Source organism: Microvirga sp. TS319 (assembly GCF_041276405.1).
Taxonomy (GTDB): Bacteria; Pseudomonadota; Alphaproteobacteria; order Rhizobiales; family Beijerinckiaceae; genus Microvirga.
Map to the genome: position 1 here is coordinate 912,545 of NZ_JBGGGT010000002.1, position 15,550 is coordinate 928,094.

The 15,550-nt window shown below is 58.1% G+C and carries 23 protein-coding genes; 19 read left to right on the plus strand and 4 right to left on the minus strand.

All coding sequences use genetic code 11. From position 1 onward, the window contains the following. From AB8841_RS13630 to AB8841_RS13710, 17 genes are all read left to right on the plus strand, one after another. Entirely contained in the window at positions 1 to 1,035 is a 1,035-nt protein-coding gene (locus tag AB8841_RS13630; protein ID WP_370436373.1) for a flagellar hook-associated family protein, read from the plus strand. 16 nt (positions 1,036 to 1,051) lie between these two features. Further along, positions 1,052 to 1,399 (plus strand): flagellar biosynthesis regulator FlaF, encoded by a 348-nt coding sequence (gene flaF / locus AB8841_RS13635; protein ID WP_370436374.1) that lies wholly within the window; start codon positions 1,052 to 1,054, stop codon positions 1,397 to 1,399. Next, a complete protein-coding gene (gene flbT, locus AB8841_RS13640; RefSeq protein WP_370436375.1) occupies positions 1,396 to 1,818 on the plus strand; it encodes a flagellar biosynthesis repressor FlbT in 423 nt (140 codons plus the stop codon). The genes flaF and flbT overlap by 4 nt, the downstream gene beginning before the upstream one ends. Before the next feature lie 14 nt (positions 1,819 to 1,832). Beyond that, positions 1,833 to 2,228 carry a flagellar hook assembly protein FlgD gene (flgD, locus tag AB8841_RS13645; protein WP_370436376.1) on the plus strand — a complete coding sequence of 132 codons (396 nt, stop codon included), beginning with the start codon at positions 1,833 to 1,835 and terminating at the stop codon, positions 2,226 to 2,228. Between the two features lie 2 nt (positions 2,229 to 2,230). Continuing rightward, positions 2,231 to 2,497 carry a flagellar biosynthetic protein FliQ gene (locus AB8841_RS13650; protein WP_370436377.1) on the plus strand — a complete coding sequence of 89 codons (267 nt, stop codon included), beginning with the start codon at positions 2,231 to 2,233 and terminating at the stop codon, positions 2,495 to 2,497. Positions 2,498 to 2,782: 285 nt separating this feature from the next. Then, positions 2,783 to 4,858 (plus strand): flagellar biosynthesis protein FlhA, encoded by a 2,076-nt coding sequence (gene flhA, locus AB8841_RS13655; protein ID WP_370436378.1) that lies wholly within the window; start codon positions 2,783 to 2,785, stop codon positions 4,856 to 4,858. Then, on the plus strand, positions 4,855 to 5,607 hold the full coding sequence (gene fliR / locus AB8841_RS13660; RefSeq protein ID WP_370436379.1) for a flagellar biosynthesis protein FliR: 753 nt from the start codon (positions 4,855 to 4,857) through the stop codon (positions 5,605 to 5,607). The genes flhA and fliR overlap by 4 nt, the downstream gene beginning before the upstream one ends. A 6-nt stretch (positions 5,608 to 5,613) precedes the next feature. Continuing rightward, positions 5,614 to 6,012 carry a hypothetical protein gene (locus AB8841_RS13665; RefSeq protein ID WP_370436380.1) on the plus strand — a complete coding sequence of 133 codons (399 nt, stop codon included), beginning with the start codon at positions 5,614 to 5,616 and terminating at the stop codon, positions 6,010 to 6,012. Positions 6,013 to 6,058: 46 nt separating this feature from the next. Continuing rightward, positions 6,059 to 6,493: a rod-binding protein gene (locus tag AB8841_RS13670; protein WP_370436381.1), complete on the plus strand. Its 435-nt coding sequence runs from the start codon at positions 6,059 to 6,061 to the stop codon at positions 6,491 to 6,493. A gap of 10 nt (positions 6,494 to 6,503) precedes the next feature. Next, positions 6,504 to 6,848 carry a flagellar protein FlgN gene (locus AB8841_RS13675; RefSeq protein WP_370436382.1) on the plus strand — a complete coding sequence of 115 codons (345 nt, stop codon included), beginning with the start codon at positions 6,504 to 6,506 and terminating at the stop codon, positions 6,846 to 6,848. Next, on the plus strand, positions 6,845 to 7,294 hold the full coding sequence (locus AB8841_RS13680; RefSeq protein WP_370436383.1) for a hypothetical protein: 450 nt from the start codon (positions 6,845 to 6,847) through the stop codon (positions 7,292 to 7,294). The genes AB8841_RS13675 and AB8841_RS13680 overlap by 4 nt, the downstream gene beginning before the upstream one ends. 55 nt (positions 7,295 to 7,349) lie before the next feature. Beyond that, the gene (locus tag AB8841_RS13685) at positions 7,350 to 7,733 is read left to right on the plus strand and encodes a PleD family two-component system response regulator (protein WP_370436384.1); all 384 of its coding nucleotides are present in this window, start codon (positions 7,350 to 7,352) and stop codon (positions 7,731 to 7,733) included. Positions 7,734 to 7,737: 4 nt separating this feature from the next. Continuing rightward, positions 7,738 to 8,856, plus strand: coding sequence for a chemotaxis response regulator protein-glutamate methylesterase (locus tag AB8841_RS13690; protein ID WP_370436385.1), 1,119 nt, complete (start codon positions 7,738 to 7,740; stop codon positions 8,854 to 8,856). Beyond that, the gene (locus AB8841_RS13695) at positions 8,853 to 9,707 is read left to right on the plus strand and encodes a protein-glutamate O-methyltransferase CheR (protein ID WP_370436386.1); all 855 of its coding nucleotides are present in this window, start codon (positions 8,853 to 8,855) and stop codon (positions 9,705 to 9,707) included. The genes AB8841_RS13690 and AB8841_RS13695 overlap by 4 nt, the downstream gene beginning before the upstream one ends. A 423-nt stretch (positions 9,708 to 10,130) precedes the next feature. Beyond that, positions 10,131 to 11,264, plus strand: a complete 1,134-nt coding sequence (locus tag AB8841_RS13700; RefSeq protein WP_370436387.1) for a flagellin — start codon at positions 10,131 to 10,133, stop codon at positions 11,262 to 11,264. Positions 11,265 to 11,340: 76 nt separating this feature from the next. Continuing rightward, positions 11,341 to 11,940, plus strand: a complete 600-nt coding sequence (locus AB8841_RS13705) for a hypothetical protein (protein ID WP_370436388.1) — start codon at positions 11,341 to 11,343, stop codon at positions 11,938 to 11,940. A 36-nt stretch (positions 11,941 to 11,976) separates the two neighbouring features. Beyond that, positions 11,977 to 12,759 carry a DUF1217 domain-containing protein gene (locus tag AB8841_RS13710; protein ID WP_370436389.1) on the plus strand — a complete coding sequence of 261 codons (783 nt, stop codon included), beginning with the start codon at positions 11,977 to 11,979 and terminating at the stop codon, positions 12,757 to 12,759. A gap of 141 nt (positions 12,760 to 12,900) precedes the next feature. Here AB8841_RS13710 and AB8841_RS13715 read toward each other — a convergent pair whose 3' ends face one another. Both AB8841_RS13715 and AB8841_RS13720 read right to left on the minus strand, forming a co-directional pair. Beyond that, entirely contained in the window at positions 12,901 to 13,476 is a 576-nt protein-coding gene (locus AB8841_RS13715; protein WP_370436390.1) for a hypothetical protein, read from the minus strand. A 273-nt stretch (positions 13,477 to 13,749) separates the two neighbouring features. Next, a complete protein-coding gene (locus AB8841_RS13720; RefSeq protein ID WP_370436391.1) occupies positions 13,750 to 13,917 on the minus strand; it encodes a hypothetical protein in 168 nt (55 codons plus the stop codon). Positions 13,918 to 14,062: 145 nt separating this feature from the next. Here AB8841_RS13720 and AB8841_RS13725 point away from each other — a divergent pair, with 145 nt between their 5' ends. Then, on the plus strand, positions 14,063 to 14,329 hold the full coding sequence (locus AB8841_RS13725) for a GlsB/YeaQ/YmgE family stress response membrane protein (RefSeq protein ID WP_370436392.1): 267 nt from the start codon (positions 14,063 to 14,065) through the stop codon (positions 14,327 to 14,329). Positions 14,330 to 14,396: 67 nt separating this feature from the next. Here the strand turns inward: AB8841_RS13725 and AB8841_RS13730 are convergent, their stop codons facing one another. Further along, a complete protein-coding gene (locus AB8841_RS13730) occupies positions 14,397 to 14,639 on the minus strand; it encodes a YgaP-like transmembrane domain (RefSeq protein WP_370436393.1) in 243 nt (80 codons plus the stop codon). 127 nt (positions 14,640 to 14,766) lie between these two features. On the opposite strand from AB8841_RS13730, the gene AB8841_RS13735 reads away from it, so the two are divergent. Then, complete coding sequence (locus tag AB8841_RS13735) at positions 14,767 to 15,261, plus strand: ferritin-like domain-containing protein (protein ID WP_370436394.1); 495 nt, start codon at positions 14,767 to 14,769, stop codon at positions 15,259 to 15,261. A 66-nt stretch (positions 15,262 to 15,327) separates the two neighbouring features. Here AB8841_RS13735 and AB8841_RS13740 read toward each other — a convergent pair whose 3' ends face one another. Further along, positions 15,328 to 15,525 (minus strand): hypothetical protein, encoded by a 198-nt coding sequence (locus AB8841_RS13740; protein WP_370436395.1) that lies wholly within the window; start codon positions 15,523 to 15,525, stop codon positions 15,328 to 15,330. Positions 15,526 to 15,550: the final 25 nt, after the last annotated feature.

The following is a 15,550-nucleotide window of genomic DNA, read 5'->3' on the forward strand; positions in this document are numbered from 1 at the left end:
ATGAAGACAACGTTCATCTCGACCACGACACTGTGGAATTCGCCCAGGTCGACCCTCGACAAACTGCAGTCGGAGCTCGTGAAGGCCAACAAGGAGGTTGTGACAGGGCGCCACATGGATGTTGGCCTCGCTCTTGGCCGAAAGACCGGGAAGTCTTTGTCCCTGCGGCAGGAGCGATCCACTCTCGATACGTTGACCGACAGCAATGCAACGGCGACCCTTCGCCTGAAGTCCACGTCGGCTGGCCTCGATCAGGTTCGGACGGTTGCTGACAGCCTCAAGGACGCTCTCGTCGGATTGCATGTGGGTTCGCAGGACGTGCCGTTGATCGTGAGCCAGGCCAAGGCCGGATTGAACAAGCTGATCTCGACGCTGAACGAGAACAACGGCGGTCAGTATCTGTTCGGCGGGGTCAACTCGAAGGTTCAGCCGCTCAACGATTACGAGGCGGGCCCGAAGGCCGCGATCGATGCCGCGTTCCTGGAGTTCTTCAAGTTTCCCCAAAGCGATCCCAAAGTTGCGGAAATTACGCCGGACGAGATGCAGGCGTTCCTGGACGGTCCTCTTGCCAAGATGTTCGCGGATGACTGGCAGGGCACATGGTCCCATGCCTCCGAGCAGAACATTCAAAGCCTGATCTCTCCGACCGAGAGGGTCAAAACATCGGCGACGGCTGACGAAACCGGATTTCGGAAGCTGGCCATGGGTTACACGATGATCATCGAGCTCGGAATCGCCGGGCTGGGGGACCAGACCCGGGACTACCTTCTGACAAGGGTGATCGGCACTCTTGGAGAAGGTGTCTCCGATGTGACGGAAGTTCAGGCGGACCTTGGAACGGCTCAACAGAAGATCGACCAGGCCAATGAACGGATGAGCCTTCAGAAAACCTTCCTGGATGAGAGGATCACCAATTACGAAGCCGTCGATCCTGCAGAGGCGAAGGTGCGGGTCGATCAGCTCTCGACTCAAATTCAAATGTCGTACTCGCTGACGTCTCAGATCAACCAGCTCAGCCTGATCAAGTTTATTTAACGGCAGGAATTCGTATATGTATCAGTTCTCCTATTCCGAGATCCTCGAGGATTCGCCGAAAGACTGCCGACAGCGCGAGTACGACCTCTTCGATCGCGCGATCACGCTGCTGCGAGCCGCAGAAGGGCATTCGTCCCAGTCTCCGGAAATGCTGGGCGCCCTCGTGTTCCTTCAGCGCATCTGGACCTTCCTGATCAAGGACCTTGGCCATCCGGACAACGGTCTTCCCGATAAGCTGAAAGGTCAGCTGATCTCGATCGGCCTGTGGGTGATGAAAGAATCCGATCTTATCATTCGCGGCGAGCACAACAGTCTCGCTGCGCTCATCGACATCAATATCCTCATCAAGGACGGTCTGAAATGACTGCGAAGATGCGCTTTTCTCTCAAGGCCGGTGAACGGATTTTCATCAATGGCGCGGTCCTGACGGTCAGTCAGAAGGTTACGCTCAGCCTTCTCAACGATGCCCGCTTTCTTCTGGAGAGCCACGTTCTCCAGCTGGCGGACGCGACGACGCCCATGCGGCAACTCTATTTCGTGGTGCAGTCGCTTCTGATCAATCCTCAGGAGGAAGAGAAGGGAATGCTCGCCTTCCGGACGATGCATGAAGCCGTCTCGATGGTTGCCACGGACGAGTCCGTGAAGGGTGAGTTGAAGCGGGTCGAGGGATTCGTCCTTGCGGGACGCATGTTCGAAGCCCTGAAGGTTATTCGGAACCTCTTCGAGCCCAATGAGAACTCTGTACCCGTAGAACCAGCCATCGTCCCCGGAAAAGCAGCCTAGCTCGGAGAACTCGAATGAATGTTCCGTCCGTTACCGCTACCGCGATGAGCCAGAAGACGTCGGCGGCCGAGAAGTCGTCGACTGTCAGCTATGACAATTTCCTCCGCCTTCTGCTGACCCAGATGAAGAACCAGGATCCCACGGATCCAATGAAGTCGACGGAGTATATGGCGCAGCTGGCGACATTCTCCCAGGTCGAGCAGGCGGTGAAAAGCAACGAGAAGCTCGATGCCTTGCTGTCGTCCTTTACGCTTTCCCAGGCTGACAGCGTCATCGGCCGAACGGTGACGTCCGCAGACGGCAAGGTGTCCGGCGAGGTTACCGCCGTCAGAATTACCAGTCAGGGGCTGCTCGCCACCCTCTCGACCGGTTACGAAATGCTGCTCGGGCAGGGTATCGTGGTCAGCTGACGATGAACGAGATCGATGCCCTGGAACTGGTCCGGGCCGCCATTTGGACTGTCATCGTCGGCTCCGGGCCGGCCGTTTTGGCTGCCATGATCATCGGTGTCGTGATTGCGCTCATCCAGGCGCTCACCCAAATTCAGGAGGTGACCCTCACGTTCATCCCGAAGATCATCGCGATCCTCGTCATCGCGCTTCTAACCGGCTCTTTCGTCGGCTCGCAGATCTATGCTTTTACCGAGCTCGTCTACGGAAGGATTGTTACGGGGTTCTAGCGCATCGCGCGAGAAAGTGGCCCCGGTTTTTCGCAAGAACGATGCGCTGCTCTAAAGGAGCGTCGGACGCAGAATTGGGAACCGGTTTTGCGTGGAAAGATACATAAAAACATAAACTGACAGGATCGGATGTGGGTTCGATGTCACGCCTGATGCGGTAAAGCCTGACCTCTGGCGGTACCCTTCGAGGAAGAGGTGCTATCCTGGTCAATGGCACGCGACCTTCGCGCAAGCCTCATGGGGCATGTGTCAGACATACGGTTGGCTTACCGAATGGAAAGACACATGGCGTCAAGCGAAACGATGGCGAAGGACCGCGGCCGGGATGTGATGTTCGCCGCCGGCGTTGTCGTCATCCTGGCAATCTTGTTTCTTCCGATCCCGCCGCTGGTCATCGATATGGGGCTGGCGTTCTCCATAGCCCTTTCGGTCCTCATCCTGATGGTTGCGCTATGGATCCAGAAGCCTCTTGAGTTCTCCGCGTTCCCGACGGTCCTTCTGATCGCCACTCTTCTTCGGCTTGCTCTCAGTATTGCCTCGACACGCCTCATCCTGTCCCACGGCCATCAGGGCGTCGATGCCGCAGGCCACGTGATCAGCGGGTTCTCCCGTTTTGTCATGAGCGGCGACTTTGTCATCGGCATTGTCGTCTTCATCATCCTGATCACCGTCAACTTCCTGGTGATCACCAAGGGCGCGACCCGAATCGCAGAGGTCGGAGCCCGCTTTACCCTCGACGCCATCCCCGGAAAGCAGATGGCCATCGATGCCGACCTTTCCGCGGGCCTGATCGACGAAAAAGAGGCCCAGAGAAGGCGCCGTGAGCTCGAGGAGGAGAGCGCATTCTTCGGTTCCATGGACGGCGCCTCGAAGTTCGTTCGCGGCGAGGCAGTCGCAAGCCTGATTACAATCGCCGTCAATATCTTCGGCGGCATCATTATCGGGGTGACGCGACATGGCCTTCCGCTGTCGAAGGCGGCGGATGTCTTCACTCAGCTGTCGGTTGGCGACGGCCTCGTCAGCCAGATTCCGGCCCTTGTCGTCTCTCTTGCGGCGGGTCTCCTCGTTTCCAAGGGAGGCACCCGCGGTCAAGCCCAGAAGGCGGTCCTGGACCAGCTGGGAGCCTATCCGCGCGCATTGATGGTCGCGTCGGGGATGATGTTCATCTTCGCCGTCGTCCCCGGCTTGCCGATGTTGCCGTTCCTCGCGCTGGGAGGCTTCATGGGTTTCGTGGCCTATAGCATCCCGCGGCATCGCGCGGAGAATGAGGCCCGCGAGAAAATGATTCAGGAGCAGGAGCAGCAGAGCAAGCTCATCGAAGCGAGCGATACCGTCAAGGAGACGCTGAAAATTGCCGAGGTGGAGCTTTGCCTTGGCAAGCACCTCTCTTCCTTCCTTGCGAGCTCTCATGGCGATCTGGCTCATCGCGTGAAGAAGATGCGCAAAAAGTTCGCTCAGGATTTCGGATTCGTTCTCCCGGAGGTCAAGCTTTCGGACAGCTTTATGATTCCGGCGAAAAGCTACCAGATCAAGATCCATGGTACGGTTATCGCTACCCATGAGATTCGCCCGGGCGATCTCCTTGTGGTGCTGGGCGACGGTCCTGTTCCAGATATTCCGGGAGACGAGGTTCGCGAACCGGCTTTCGGCATGCGGGCGCTCTGGGTGTCGGACGCCTATGCGGGCGAAATCAAGCGCCAGGGGTTCACGGCGGTGGATGGGGCCTCTGTGCTTCTGACCCATCTCAGCGAGGTCATTCGCAACAACTTGCCGCAGCTGCTCTCATACAAGGACGTCCGAAACCTCCTGGACGGGCTCGAGCCTGAATACAAGCGCCTGCTTGACGATATCTGCCCCTCACAGATTTCGTACTCGGGTCTTCAGGCCGTTCTGAAGCTGTTGCTGTCCGAACGCGTCTCCGTCCGGAACCTGGGGCTCATTCTGGAAGCGATCGCTGAGGTTGCCCCTCATGCGCGCCGGGCGGAGCAGCTTGTCGAGCATGTGCGCATGCGGATGGCGCAGCAAATATGCGGTGACCTGGCGGAAGGCGGAGCGCTCAATGTTCTCCGGCTTGGAAACAAATGGGACATTGCCTTTCATCAGAGCCTGAAACGTGACGCCAAGGGCGACGTGGTCGAGTTCGATATCGATCCACGCCTCGTGGAGCAGTTTGGCGCGGAGGCGTCGGAGGCCATCAAGGTCCGCATGGGGCAGGTCAAGAACTTCGCCATCGTGACGGCTCCGGATGCGCGCCCCTATGTCCGAATGATCATTGAGCGAATGTTCTCGTCTTTGCCGGTTCTCTCTCACCTTGAGATCGCGCGCGGAATCGAGGTCAACTCGCTTGGTACGGTCGCGTGACGGCGATCACGACGGCAACCTTGCTGGGGATCTTCCTGATCTTCTGCCGCATCGGCGGGTGCATGCTGATTGCGCCAGCGCTCTCGAGCGCAAGGATACCGCCGCAGATCCGCCTCTTCCTGGCATTGACCGTCAGCCTTGCTCTTTCGCCTGTTCTGCTGGATCAGATCGGCACAGGCATTGCAGGACAACCTCCCGCCGTCGTACTCGGTTGGATCGCATCCGAACTCCTGGTTGGCCTGCTGATCGGGCTTTTGGCGAGAGTGTACTTTTTCGCGCTTCAGACGATGCTGGGTGCAGTCGCCATGGCACTGAGCTATGGCGGCATGCCAGGAACACCGATCGATGAAGCCGAGCCGCTTCCTGCGATCAGCTCTCTCATCATGATGGTGGCGACGGCAGCAATCTTCCTGTCGGATCTTCACTGGGAACTGTTCAGGGGATTGATCGCCTCGTACTCGAGGATGCCCGCCGGGCAGGGGATTGGCTTTCAATCGTCCCTGACGGAGATCGTGGATCAGGTCACGGCCGCCTTCGTCGTCTCGCTCAGGATCAGCAGTCCGTTCCTGGTTTACTCCGTGATCGTCAATCTCGTGGCGGGGCTCACCAACAAGCTGACGCCTCAGATTCCCGTCTTCTTCATCGCCACACCCTTCGTCATGTTTGGAGGGCTGTTCGTCATGTACTTTGCCGCTCATGATTATGTGCTGCTCTTCATTGGAGCTTTTTCCTCATGGCTGAGAGGATGATCGTCCATGAAACAGAGACTGAAAAAAATCGACAGGCTGATCAAGGTTCAGCAGCACCTTCATAAGAAGGCCGAGCTTGATCTGGTTTCGCTGCAACGCAAGGAGGGTGAGCTGAAGGCGGCTCAGGAAGACCTTCTTCAGACGATGGGCGAATCCGATGCGCTTCATGGTCTTTTTGTCGATGTTCTTGCGAAGCGACTGAAGGATTTGTCATTGGAGGAGATCCGCACGCAGGCAGAGATCGTCGGGCAGAAGTCCCTGACCGTCGAAAGGGCGCTGCAGGTCAAGCGCAGCGAGAAAATGCATTCTCGCCTGAAGGGGGACATCCGCCACATGCAGGAAAAGGCGGAGCTTGCCGAGATTCTCGAAGGTATGGCTCGGAAAGAACACACAAGCCTCCCGTAAGCCTCAGGCATTAGAATTCCCTCGCAGTGAATACGAGGAACTCGGAATGGCGATCAGCCCACCGACCGACATCATCAGCGAGGTTGCCAGGGCGGCAGACCCGGCGCGATATCAGGCGGCCACGCAGAGCCTGCTTCAGGGACAGGCTCCGGTGAACGGCGCCAGCTTCGAGGATACGGTTCGTGCCGTGGCAGCTCGGCCGCTGGGTGTGGGGGCCGATATCTATCAGATGCGGAATTCCTTGCGAAACGACGCAGAATCGGCCGCGGCCGAGAAGTCGCGGAAGACCAGTCAGGAGTTCGAGGCATTCATCCTTCAGACTTTCGTCGAGTCGATGCTCCCGAAGGATGCCGAGAATACCTATGGCAAAGGAAGTGCCGGATCTGTCTGGAGATCAATGCTGGCGGAGCAGATCGGTGTACAGGTCGCAAAAGCCGGCGGAATTGGGATTGCAAAGCACATTCTAGACGGGAAGAGATAAGGAGTTTCCGATGCTGACGAAATCGCTGGATCGCCTCGAAGAGACGCTCGATCTCGAAACGACAGCTCTGCTGTCGCGGGACCTGAACAACCTTGACGAGTTCAATCGCCGGAAGAGCCAAAGTCTTCTTGAAATCAGCCGAATGGCGCGCTCGGTCGAGGCCACTTCGATGGACGATCTCTCGGTCAAGAGGCTCGAGAGGCTCAAGATGAAACTTGAGAAAAATCAGGAGATTCTCGAGCGCCATATGCGGGCCATGCAGGAAATCTCCGCGGTCATTTCCGGTGCTATCCAGGCCGCTGAGTCGGATAGCACATACTCGGCCGACGTGATGCGCGGAGGGTATGGGGCATGATCAAAAACGTCATAGCCGGATTCTGGGTTTGCGCGGTCACGCTTGGCTCGTGCTATGCGGCTGTGACGTGGATGGTCGGCCGTTCCCCGACCGAGGAGCAGTCGCATTACGAGGGACTGCAGTACAAAAAGATCCCGTCGATCAACATTCCCATTATCGCCGATGGGGCGGTGCAGGGCTATGTTGTCGCGAATTTCGTTTTCACTGCGGATTCGAGGACGTTGCGAGAGATATCCGTTCCTCCCGAGTCATTCATACAGGACGAAGTATTCCGCTACATCTACTCGGACGAGACGCTCGATTTCAGAAAATTGTCCCGGTACAACGTGAACGGGATGATCGGCAATATCAGGGAAAGAATTAACAAGCGCCTCGGGGCCGAGATCGTCAAAGAGATCCTGATCGAGAATTTCAACTTTATCAGTAAATCGGACATTCGATCCTGATCTTTGGCTCTTTGGTGGCCCGGCCATCTCGTGTGTTTACTAGGAACTTTCTTCTATGACATATTGCCTGATCGTGGATGACTCCCGCACCATACGAAAGGTGTCACGGGAGATCCTTGCAAGCCTATCGTTCGAGGTTGCCGAAGCGGAGAACGGCGAGGCCGGGCTTGCGGCATGCGAGGAACGAATGCCGGATGTCATCCTTCTCGACTGGAACATGCCGGTCATGGATGGCTACAGCTTCCTCAAAGCGCTCAGAATGCACCCGGGCGGCACAACTCCCAGGGTCGTTTTCTGCACGACAGAGAACGATATGGACCATATCACCCGAGCCTTGGAGGCCGGAGCGGACGAATACATCATGAAGCCGTTCGACAAGGCCATTCTGGAAGCAAAATTCCAGGAACTGGGGCTCATCACCCATACTTCCCCGGTCTAAGGCGATGGCATTGAAACCGCTCCCCGCAACGAGCGCCAGCGTGTCGGAACCGATTCGGGTCTTGGTTGTCGATGACAGCGCCGTCATCCGCGGCATGATTGCCCGATGGGTTGGCGAAGCGGGCGGCTTTGAGGTCGTCTGTACGGCTTCCAATGGGCGAATGGCTGTCGATATGGTTGAGCGTCACAAGCCGGAGATCGTTCTTCTCGATATCGAGATGCCCGAGGTCGACGGGTTGGCCGCGCTTCCGCTGATCATGAGAGCGCATCCCGCCAGCAAGGTGATCGTGATCTCGACTCTGACAAAGCGGAACGCGCAGATATCGCTGAAGTGCCTGTCCCTAGGGGCTGCCGATTACCTGGCAAAGCCGGAGAGCGCGCGCAGTGCCGATGCGGCTATGGTGTTCCGGCGGGAGCTGCTGGAGAAACTGCGCGCATTGGGCGTGACAAAGCGTCGGCAGGTGCGGTCGGCGCCTGCGGCATCCTCGGTCGCCGCTCCGATCCTGCAAGCCGCGTCAGTGCCGAGATCGGGTAGCGCACGACCTCAATGCGTTCTCATCGGCTCGTCCACCGGCGGACCCAGGGCCGTCGAGCGGGTCCTGCAGGATTTCAAGCCCTCGCTTATGGACATTCCCGTGCTGATCGTCCAGCACATGCCGGCCATGTTCACCGCGGTCTTCGCCGAACATCTCCAGGCGTTACTTGGAGTTCCCTGTCGGGAGCCGGCGGATGGCGAGGCCATTCGGGCCGGTACGATCTTCATCGCACCCGGAGGGCGTCATATGGGCGTGACCATGACAGGAGGAAAGCCCTCCATTCGCCTCAGCGACGGTCCGCCTGAAAATTTCTGCCGTCCAGCCGTGGATGTCCTGTTCCGGGAGGCAGCATCGGTCTTTGGCGCTGCAGCTGTTGCCGTGGTGCTGACGGGCATGGGTTCCGATGGAACGAACGGTGCCCGCCATCTGCTCAAAGTCGGTGCGACGGTCATCGCACAGGATGAGGCCAGCAGTATCGTTTGGGGAATGCCGGGAAGCGTGGTGAAGGCCGGGCTGGCTCACGACATCCTGCCCCTGGACGCCATCGGTCGCTCAATGAAGGGTCTTATCGCAGGAAATACACGATGACTGAATTAGAGTTTGAGGTCCTGCGCGCCTTCCTGAAGACCCGGTCCGGCCTGGCCCTGTCCGTAGACAAGAGATATCTGGTGGAAAGCAGGCTTGCTTCCGTCTGCACGCGTTTCAAGGTCGAGAGCCTGTCGCGGTTGATCTGGGAGATCAAGTCCGGTCGATCTCCGGCCATTGAGATCGCCGCAATCGAGGCCATGACGACGAACGAGACCTTCTTTTTCCGCGACAAGGCCCCGTTCGATCTGTTCCAGGACGTTCTGATCCCGCGCTATCTCAAGGACCGTGCCGCAGGCCGCCGCCTCAGGATCTGGTGCGCCGCGGCATCGACCGGGCAGGAACCTTATTCTCTTGCCATGCTTCTGAAAGAAGCGTCGGCACGAATGCCGGGCTGGCACGTCGACATCATCGCAACCGACATCTCGAACGACGTCCTCGAGAGAGCGAGGGCCGGCATCTACAATCAGTTCGAGGTTCAGAGGGGATTGCCGATCCGCCTCCTTGTGAAGTATTTCACCCAGAAGGGCGAGCAATGGCAGATTGCACCTGAGATCCGCTCGATGGTGGACTTTCGCTACCTGAATCTCATCGAGGATTTCAGCCGCCTCGGGCAGTTCGATATCGTGTATTGCCGGAACGTGTTGATCTACTTCGACGCTCCGACAAAAGCCCATGTTCTTCGCAGGATCGCGCAGTCCATGACGCCCGACGGCAGCTTGGTGCTGGGAGCCTCCGAGACGATCCTCGGGATTACGGATGCCTTGTCGCTCGATCCGGCCTACCGGGGCTTGTACTCGAAATCCGCTTCGGCGGGCCCGACCGTCAGGCCGGCCTTGGCAGGCATACGCTAACCGAGAGACGTCGCCGCGTGGGCAGGCGCAGCAGATATCAAAGGTGTTTTTGCGCCTGATGCAGGGTGCTCGCGCATCCTCATCTTTCGGAGGCCCTTTTGCGCTGCGCCGTTGCTTATGGTTAACAAGGACTTAACAGTAAATTTCGAGGATTCTTCAAAAATCAATATTGACTTCTGCGGTGCGCGTCGGTCATAACTGGTTTCACGAACGCAGGGAGCTCATTTAGACGACCCTGCATCGCGAACGCACTATGGAGTGCTCCTCTTCTCGGGCATGGCATGATGCCACTCCATTTTACCGGTCGAGCCCGGATACCATGTGAGCAGCGGATCGAGTTTCTCTCGAGGCATGATGCCACTCCGCTGGGTCGGTTAGATCCCGACATTCCCTGAACAATCACATCATTCAAGGAAGAAGCACATGTCTTCGATCAATACCAATCTGTCCGCCATGACCGCTCTGCAGGCCCTCAAGGCCACGCAGACCGCCATGAACAAGAACCAGAACCAGATCTCGACGGGTCTGCGCGTCAGCGAAGCCTCGCACAATGCCTCGTACTGGTCGATCGCGACCGCCATGAAGTCCGACAACGGCGCTCTCAGCGCTGTGAAGGATTCCATCGGCCAGTCCAAGGCGATGATCAACACCTTCACCTCGGCGATGGACAAGTCGCTGACCTACCTCAACAAGATGAAGGCCGGTCTCGTGGCTGCCACTCAGCCGGGTGCAGACCTCGCGAAGATCCAGACCGAGTTCAAGGCTAACATTGAAGGCATGAAGAGCGCGGCAGGATCTGCTTCGTTCAACGGCCAGAACTGGCTCGCCGGCTCCTCTGGGGACGTCAACCTCGTTACTTCTTACGACGGAACGACGAACACCGTTGGCACGCTGGCAATCGATACGTCGAAGACGAATCTGTTCGACGATGCTTCGAAAGGTACGGGTGGTCTTCTGGGATCGGCAGCGGCTGTTTCGCTTACTCCTGCCACCCAGGCTACTGAGACCGGTGGTACCGGCGGCGCTGCTGGCGTTGCAACTCTCGCCGCGGCTGACCTGAAGCTCACCGAGGGCACTAAGCTCTCCATCACCTACGATGGCGGAGCGGCCAAGGAGTATATCGTTAAGAAGGATGATGACCTCGACAAGGTCATCGCCGGAATTACCGCACTTGGTATCACGGGCGTCACAGCTTCGAAAAACTCCGGTGACCTTGTTCTGACGGGACAAGTCGATAAGGTCGTCAGCATGACGCAGACGACCAAAGCTGACAGCGACGCAATCGCTGCTGCTCTGAAGACGATCGACGAGGCTATCGCTAGCGTCACAGAAGGCTCGGCCATGCTGGGTGCGAACAAGGCCCTGCTCGAGACTCAGGAAGAGTTCATCAGCGTGCTCTCCGACTCGCTCACCGCCGGCGTCAGCTCCTTCGTCGATGCCGATATGAACGAGGCTTCGACCCGCAACCAGGCTCTGCAGACTCAGCAGCAGCTCGGCGTGCAGGCTCTCTCGATGGCGAACCAGAACAGCTCGATGATCCTGAAGCTCTTCCAGTAAGAGCCTCCGGAACGGACTGAGAGGAGCCTCGCCTTGCAAAGGGCGAGGCTTCTTTTTTTAAGGCGTTGGTGCGGCCATGAGTCAGAAGCCGTCATATATTATTTCAGTGAAATGCATTCCCGGCCTTGCCCTGGTGCTCGGCACAGCATGGTTTTTTGCTCCCGAACGGGCACAGGCTCTCGCGACCTGGATCGGCTCATGGGACTATGTCGTCCGGCACGATCAGGAGGGGAGGCCGCAGGCCGCCTTCGCACGATTGCGCGGAGACAACGAGGCCTTGCTGTGGCTGACCTGTGCGAGATCTTCCGTCGACAATGACACCCCGGAAACCGTCTCACTGTCGGCTACCGTTTCCCAGAAAGGCTTTCTCGGACGCAGCGCCCCGCGAGGGCGCAGCACGGTCTATTGGTTCGACGACGATAGCCCGGAGCTGTCCTATTGGGTTTATCGGGACAAGGCGGGCCAGATGTCCAGCACGGAGCAGTTCTCTCGTTTCTTTGACAAGCTCAAGGGCGCTCAAACGCTCGTCATCGAGCTGTCCGACTACCGTTACGAGGCGCGACGGTCGGCGTTTCAGTTCGACCCGAGTGATACGAAGGCCGTTGCTGAAAGGTTCAGGCAGGATTGCCGGGATATAGCTGGCCTCGCGAAAGCCGAATCACCCCTGATCCGTTGACGAAGTCCCGGAACTTGAAACGCCTGAAGGTTTGCCATGATCAGCACGTCCACCCGATACCAGATCATCTCGAACAATCTGACGCGGACAAAGTCGCTGATCGAGAACGACGCCGTCGTCAAGCGTGAGATCGAGTACTACAACAAGACCATCAAGACGATCAAAACGATCGACGATTTCGTCAAGAACGACCGGGTCTTCAAGTTCGCCATGAAGGCCTATGGGCTCGAGGACATGGCCTACGGCAAGGCGCTTTTCAAGAAGCTCCTCCAGGAAGGGGTCAGCAGCCCGACCAGCATGGCGAACAAGATGAGCAACCCGCTCTATAAGGAGTTCGCAAAGGCATTCGATTTCGTCGGAAAAGGAGCTGAAGCGACCTCTGCCGCGAGCGCGACCACCGAAGCCGTGGAGAAGTATATCCAACAGACGCTGGAGCAGCGCGAGGGCAACGACAATCAGGGCGTTCGCCTGGCGCTCTACTTCAAGCGCAAGGCTTCGTCCGTCAAAACGACCATGGGGATCCTGGCCGATAAGGCGATGCTGGAGTTCGTTCAGACGACCTTCAATATTCCCAAAGCGGCTGCGAGGGCCGATATCGATATTCAGGTGCGCCAACTCGAGAAGCTGTTCGACGTAAAGGACCTTCAGGATCCGAAGAAGGTCGACAAGCTGATTCAACGTTTCAACGTCATGTGGGACATGAACAATACGTCCGCAGCGACTTCGCCGATCCTCACCCTCTTCAATCAATCTTCGGATCAGGGAATCAGCCTCGATCTGATGATGAGCATCGCCAAGCTACGCCCTGGCGGGTTTTAGCGCATCGAACGCGGGAAGCGGGAACCGGTTTTGCGTGCAAAGATGCTCAAAGCCAGAGGATGAAAGCATCGAATGTGGGTTTGATCTCACATCCGATGCAGTAGAGGCCAGACCCCACTGGGATCCCGGCCCGTAGCGTGGTCAGTTCATGACTTCCGTGATCGTCGTCTCGGACGTCACGACAGCCCATCCGGCTTCGGAATGCTCGATGGAGAGAATCTGACCGGCGCCCGGAATCTTCATGCCGGGGGTGACCCACCATAGACCGTTCGGCCCTTCGATCAGCGCTGACCCTTCCGCTGCACGATGAATGACATAGCGCGGGAGCGGAGCGGCACCCGATTGGCCCGACCGGGCAGGCGTCACGACCGAGTGAGTGGAAGAGGCTTTGGCCTCGAGCGTCTCCATCTGTGACGGGGAGGCCGTCCTTACTCGCTCGCCGGTCGATCCGCCTTGTATCGTGACCGGAGACCCGATGCTGGGCAGATAGACATATCCATCACGAAGGAAAGCAGCATAGACGGGGAGGGCCGTCGCACAGACCACGAGAGCTGCACCGATGCCGACAACGATGCGGTCTCCGGAAGCCTCCTTGGCGCGGATGAGCTCCTCGAGCCGACGGACCTTTTGCGCACGGCTTTCCGAGGCAGGGCGGTTCTCGCGGAGCTCGCCTGCCCGGGCCACTTGCGCCAACGCCTTCTCAAACCGTGTGATCATAGCCGCTGCCGTAAAGAGAATCGGAGACATGTTCTAGATGTCCCACATTCTATTACTAAGTTGTTAGCACTGTCCCCGAAGGACCTTATTCCGGCTCAAGCGCATGAAAGTCTTGTGCAAGTTTCGCCAGCAAGGCGCACAACCGCTTGTCCCCAGTATCCGAAAGCGGGATTTCGGGAGCACTTCCCGGCGGAGCAGCTGCTTTCGATCTCGGTTGCCGCGCCCTGCAATTCAGGCCGCCCCGACATCCGTCAGGACGTCGAGCCGTCGAGATCAAAGCTCCTCGGCTGCCGGAATGATCCCGAGATCGTTGAGTTTCGCGCGTACGTCCGCAATCGGCCGCTTGAGCTTGAGGCTGATCACCGAGGCGGGCATTCCTTCCTGAGCCAATGTCTTGAGGAGCTGAACGGCTTCGAAGGTCCATGGTGATACAGTGTTCATGCTTCTATCTCCGGATATGCCCAGGCAGGCTCCTCTCCAAGTACGGCGAGAACATGGAAAAATGCCGCTCCAGGACGACAGTGCGCCGCAACCTTAGCTTGAGATGTGCGTTCCTTGAGAAGGCAACCCACTCAGGGATCAAACCATGACCATTATCTGGACCATCATCATCGGCTTCGTGGCCGGCCTCATCGCCAAATGGATCATGCCGGGCCGGAACGAGCCCTCCGGTTTCATCATGACCACGATCCTCGGCATCATCGGTGCTGTCGTGGCTACCTATCTCGGACGAGCCATCGGCTGGTACGGGCCCAATGACGGGGCAAACTTTATCGGTGCCATCGTCGGAGCCGTTATCGTGCTCTTCATCTATGGCCTCATCGTCGGTCGACGTTCGACGACGACCTATTGATCCGCATGCCGCGCGAACAATGGGCCGCACCATAACAGTGCGGCCCATTTTTTATCGCTGATCGAGATCAGGCTGCGTCGTGGGAGCCCGTCAGGGCCGCCTTGATGGGGCAATTGCCGACATACCCCCGCCACGCCAGGTAGGAGCCTCCTGCAAGCGCCAGGACGTTCAACAGCGGATTGGGCCGTGGCTTGGCGGCCGCGGCGGCAAGGCCTAGCCCGGCAAGCATATAGATGCCACGCTCCATCGTGCTGAGGTTCGGCTCTCCGTTCATGAGGGCTCCAGTTCCTGCCGAGGTGATATTCGCCACGTTAATTCTCCTTGAATAGCAGGGGGGCGAACGCAACGTGGATCTGTGTTGTTCCGCGAACCGGATCGCGCGGAACCGGAAAACTTGGCCGTCGTTGAGTCCACGCTTGCCAACATGGAGTGAACCGATGGCTGCCAAGGAAAAGACTTTGAACGACCTGTTCCTTCACACTCTGAAGGACGTCTACTATGCCGAGAAGCAGATCCTGAAAGCATTGCCGAAAATGGCCAAGAATGCTGAATCCGAGGAGCTCAAGCAGGCATTCGAAACCCACCGCGACGAGACCGAAGGGCAGATCGAGCGCCTCGAGCGGGTCTTCGAGATTCTGGGGAAAGCCGCCCGCGGCGTGCAGTGCGAGGCCATTAACGGCATTATCGAGGAAGGCAAAGAGGTCATGGAGGACTTTGCCGACAGTGAGGCTCTCGACGCTGGCATCCTGGCGGCGGCTCAAGCCGTCGAGCATTATGAGATCACGCGATATGGCTCTCTGAAAGCCTGGGCTCAGGAACTGGGTATGAACGACGCCGTCAAACTGCTCGACCAGAATCTAGAGGAAGAGAAGAAGACGGATGCGCTGCTGACAAAGCTGGCTGAGGCGCGCGTCAATACCAAAGCTGCCTGAAGCTGAGGTCGTGATAAAGCCCCGCCTTTCGGCGGGGCTTGTTTCATGGGATAAATGGATGACGCGTCAGTGCCTATGCTTGCGGCAAGGGGCGATGGCCGTGTCGAGGGTCAATCGCAGAGTTCCGGATGGTTGGATCTCGAGGGTTGCCGCCATGGTGCCGGGCTGTTCCACCAGGTGCAGAAATGCCAGAAACCTCAGGCGCGCGACCGGTGGCAGCAGATCGAGCAGCCGGCAAAAGTTCTCCCGGATTCCATCGATCATCTCCTCCTGCACGAAAGAGGAAAGG

What these genes read in the sequence shown, in the direction of transcription:
- AB8841_RS13690 (WP_370436385.1), top strand. Translation starts at nt 7,738, where the DNA reads ATGGCATTGAAACCGCTCCCCGCAACGAGCGCCAGCGTGTCGGAACCG.
- AB8841_RS13700 (WP_370436387.1), top strand. Translation starts at nt 10,131, where the DNA reads ATGTCTTCGATCAATACCAATCTGTCCGCCATGACCGCTCTGCAGGCC.
- AB8841_RS13720 (WP_370436391.1), bottom strand. Translation starts at nt 13,917, where the DNA reads ATGAACACTGTATCACCATGGACCTTCGAAGCCGTTCAGCTCCTCAAG.
- AB8841_RS13650 (WP_370436377.1), top strand. Translation starts at nt 2,231, where the DNA reads ATGAACGAGATCGATGCCCTGGAACTGGTCCGGGCCGCCATTTGGACT.
- AB8841_RS13665 (WP_370436380.1), top strand. Translation starts at nt 5,614, where the DNA reads ATGAAACAGAGACTGAAAAAAATCGACAGGCTGATCAAGGTTCAGCAG.
- flhA (WP_370436378.1), top strand. Translation starts at nt 2,783, where the DNA reads ATGGCGTCAAGCGAAACGATGGCGAAGGACCGCGGCCGGGATGTGATG.
- AB8841_RS13715 (WP_370436390.1), bottom strand. Translation starts at nt 13,476, where the DNA reads ATGATCACACGGTTTGAGAAGGCGTTGGCGCAAGTGGCCCGGGCAGGC.
- AB8841_RS13710 (WP_370436389.1), top strand. Translation starts at nt 11,977, where the DNA reads ATGATCAGCACGTCCACCCGATACCAGATCATCTCGAACAATCTGACG.
- AB8841_RS13685 (WP_370436384.1), top strand. Translation starts at nt 7,350, where the DNA reads ATGACATATTGCCTGATCGTGGATGACTCCCGCACCATACGAAAGGTG.
- AB8841_RS13740 (WP_370436395.1), bottom strand. Translation starts at nt 15,525, where the DNA reads ATGATCGATGGAATCCGGGAGAACTTTTGCCGGCTGCTCGATCTGCTG.
- AB8841_RS13705 (WP_370436388.1), top strand. Translation starts at nt 11,341, where the DNA reads ATGAGTCAGAAGCCGTCATATATTATTTCAGTGAAATGCATTCCCGGC.
- AB8841_RS13680 (WP_370436383.1), top strand. Translation starts at nt 6,845, where the DNA reads ATGATCAAAAACGTCATAGCCGGATTCTGGGTTTGCGCGGTCACGCTT.
- flgD (WP_370436376.1), top strand. Translation starts at nt 1,833, where the DNA reads ATGAATGTTCCGTCCGTTACCGCTACCGCGATGAGCCAGAAGACGTCG.
- AB8841_RS13695 (WP_370436386.1), top strand. Translation starts at nt 8,853, where the DNA reads ATGACTGAATTAGAGTTTGAGGTCCTGCGCGCCTTCCTGAAGACCCGG.
- AB8841_RS13735 (WP_370436394.1), top strand. Translation starts at nt 14,767, where the DNA reads ATGGCTGCCAAGGAAAAGACTTTGAACGACCTGTTCCTTCACACTCTG.
- flaF (WP_370436374.1), top strand. Translation starts at nt 1,052, where the DNA reads ATGTATCAGTTCTCCTATTCCGAGATCCTCGAGGATTCGCCGAAAGAC.
- AB8841_RS13630 (WP_370436373.1), top strand. Translation starts at nt 1, where the DNA reads ATGAAGACAACGTTCATCTCGACCACGACACTGTGGAATTCGCCCAGG.
- AB8841_RS13725 (WP_370436392.1), top strand. Translation starts at nt 14,063, where the DNA reads ATGACCATTATCTGGACCATCATCATCGGCTTCGTGGCCGGCCTCATC.
- AB8841_RS13670 (WP_370436381.1), top strand. Translation starts at nt 6,059, where the DNA reads ATGGCGATCAGCCCACCGACCGACATCATCAGCGAGGTTGCCAGGGCG.
- AB8841_RS13675 (WP_370436382.1), top strand. Translation starts at nt 6,504, where the DNA reads ATGCTGACGAAATCGCTGGATCGCCTCGAAGAGACGCTCGATCTCGAA.
- flbT (WP_370436375.1), top strand. Translation starts at nt 1,396, where the DNA reads ATGACTGCGAAGATGCGCTTTTCTCTCAAGGCCGGTGAACGGATTTTC.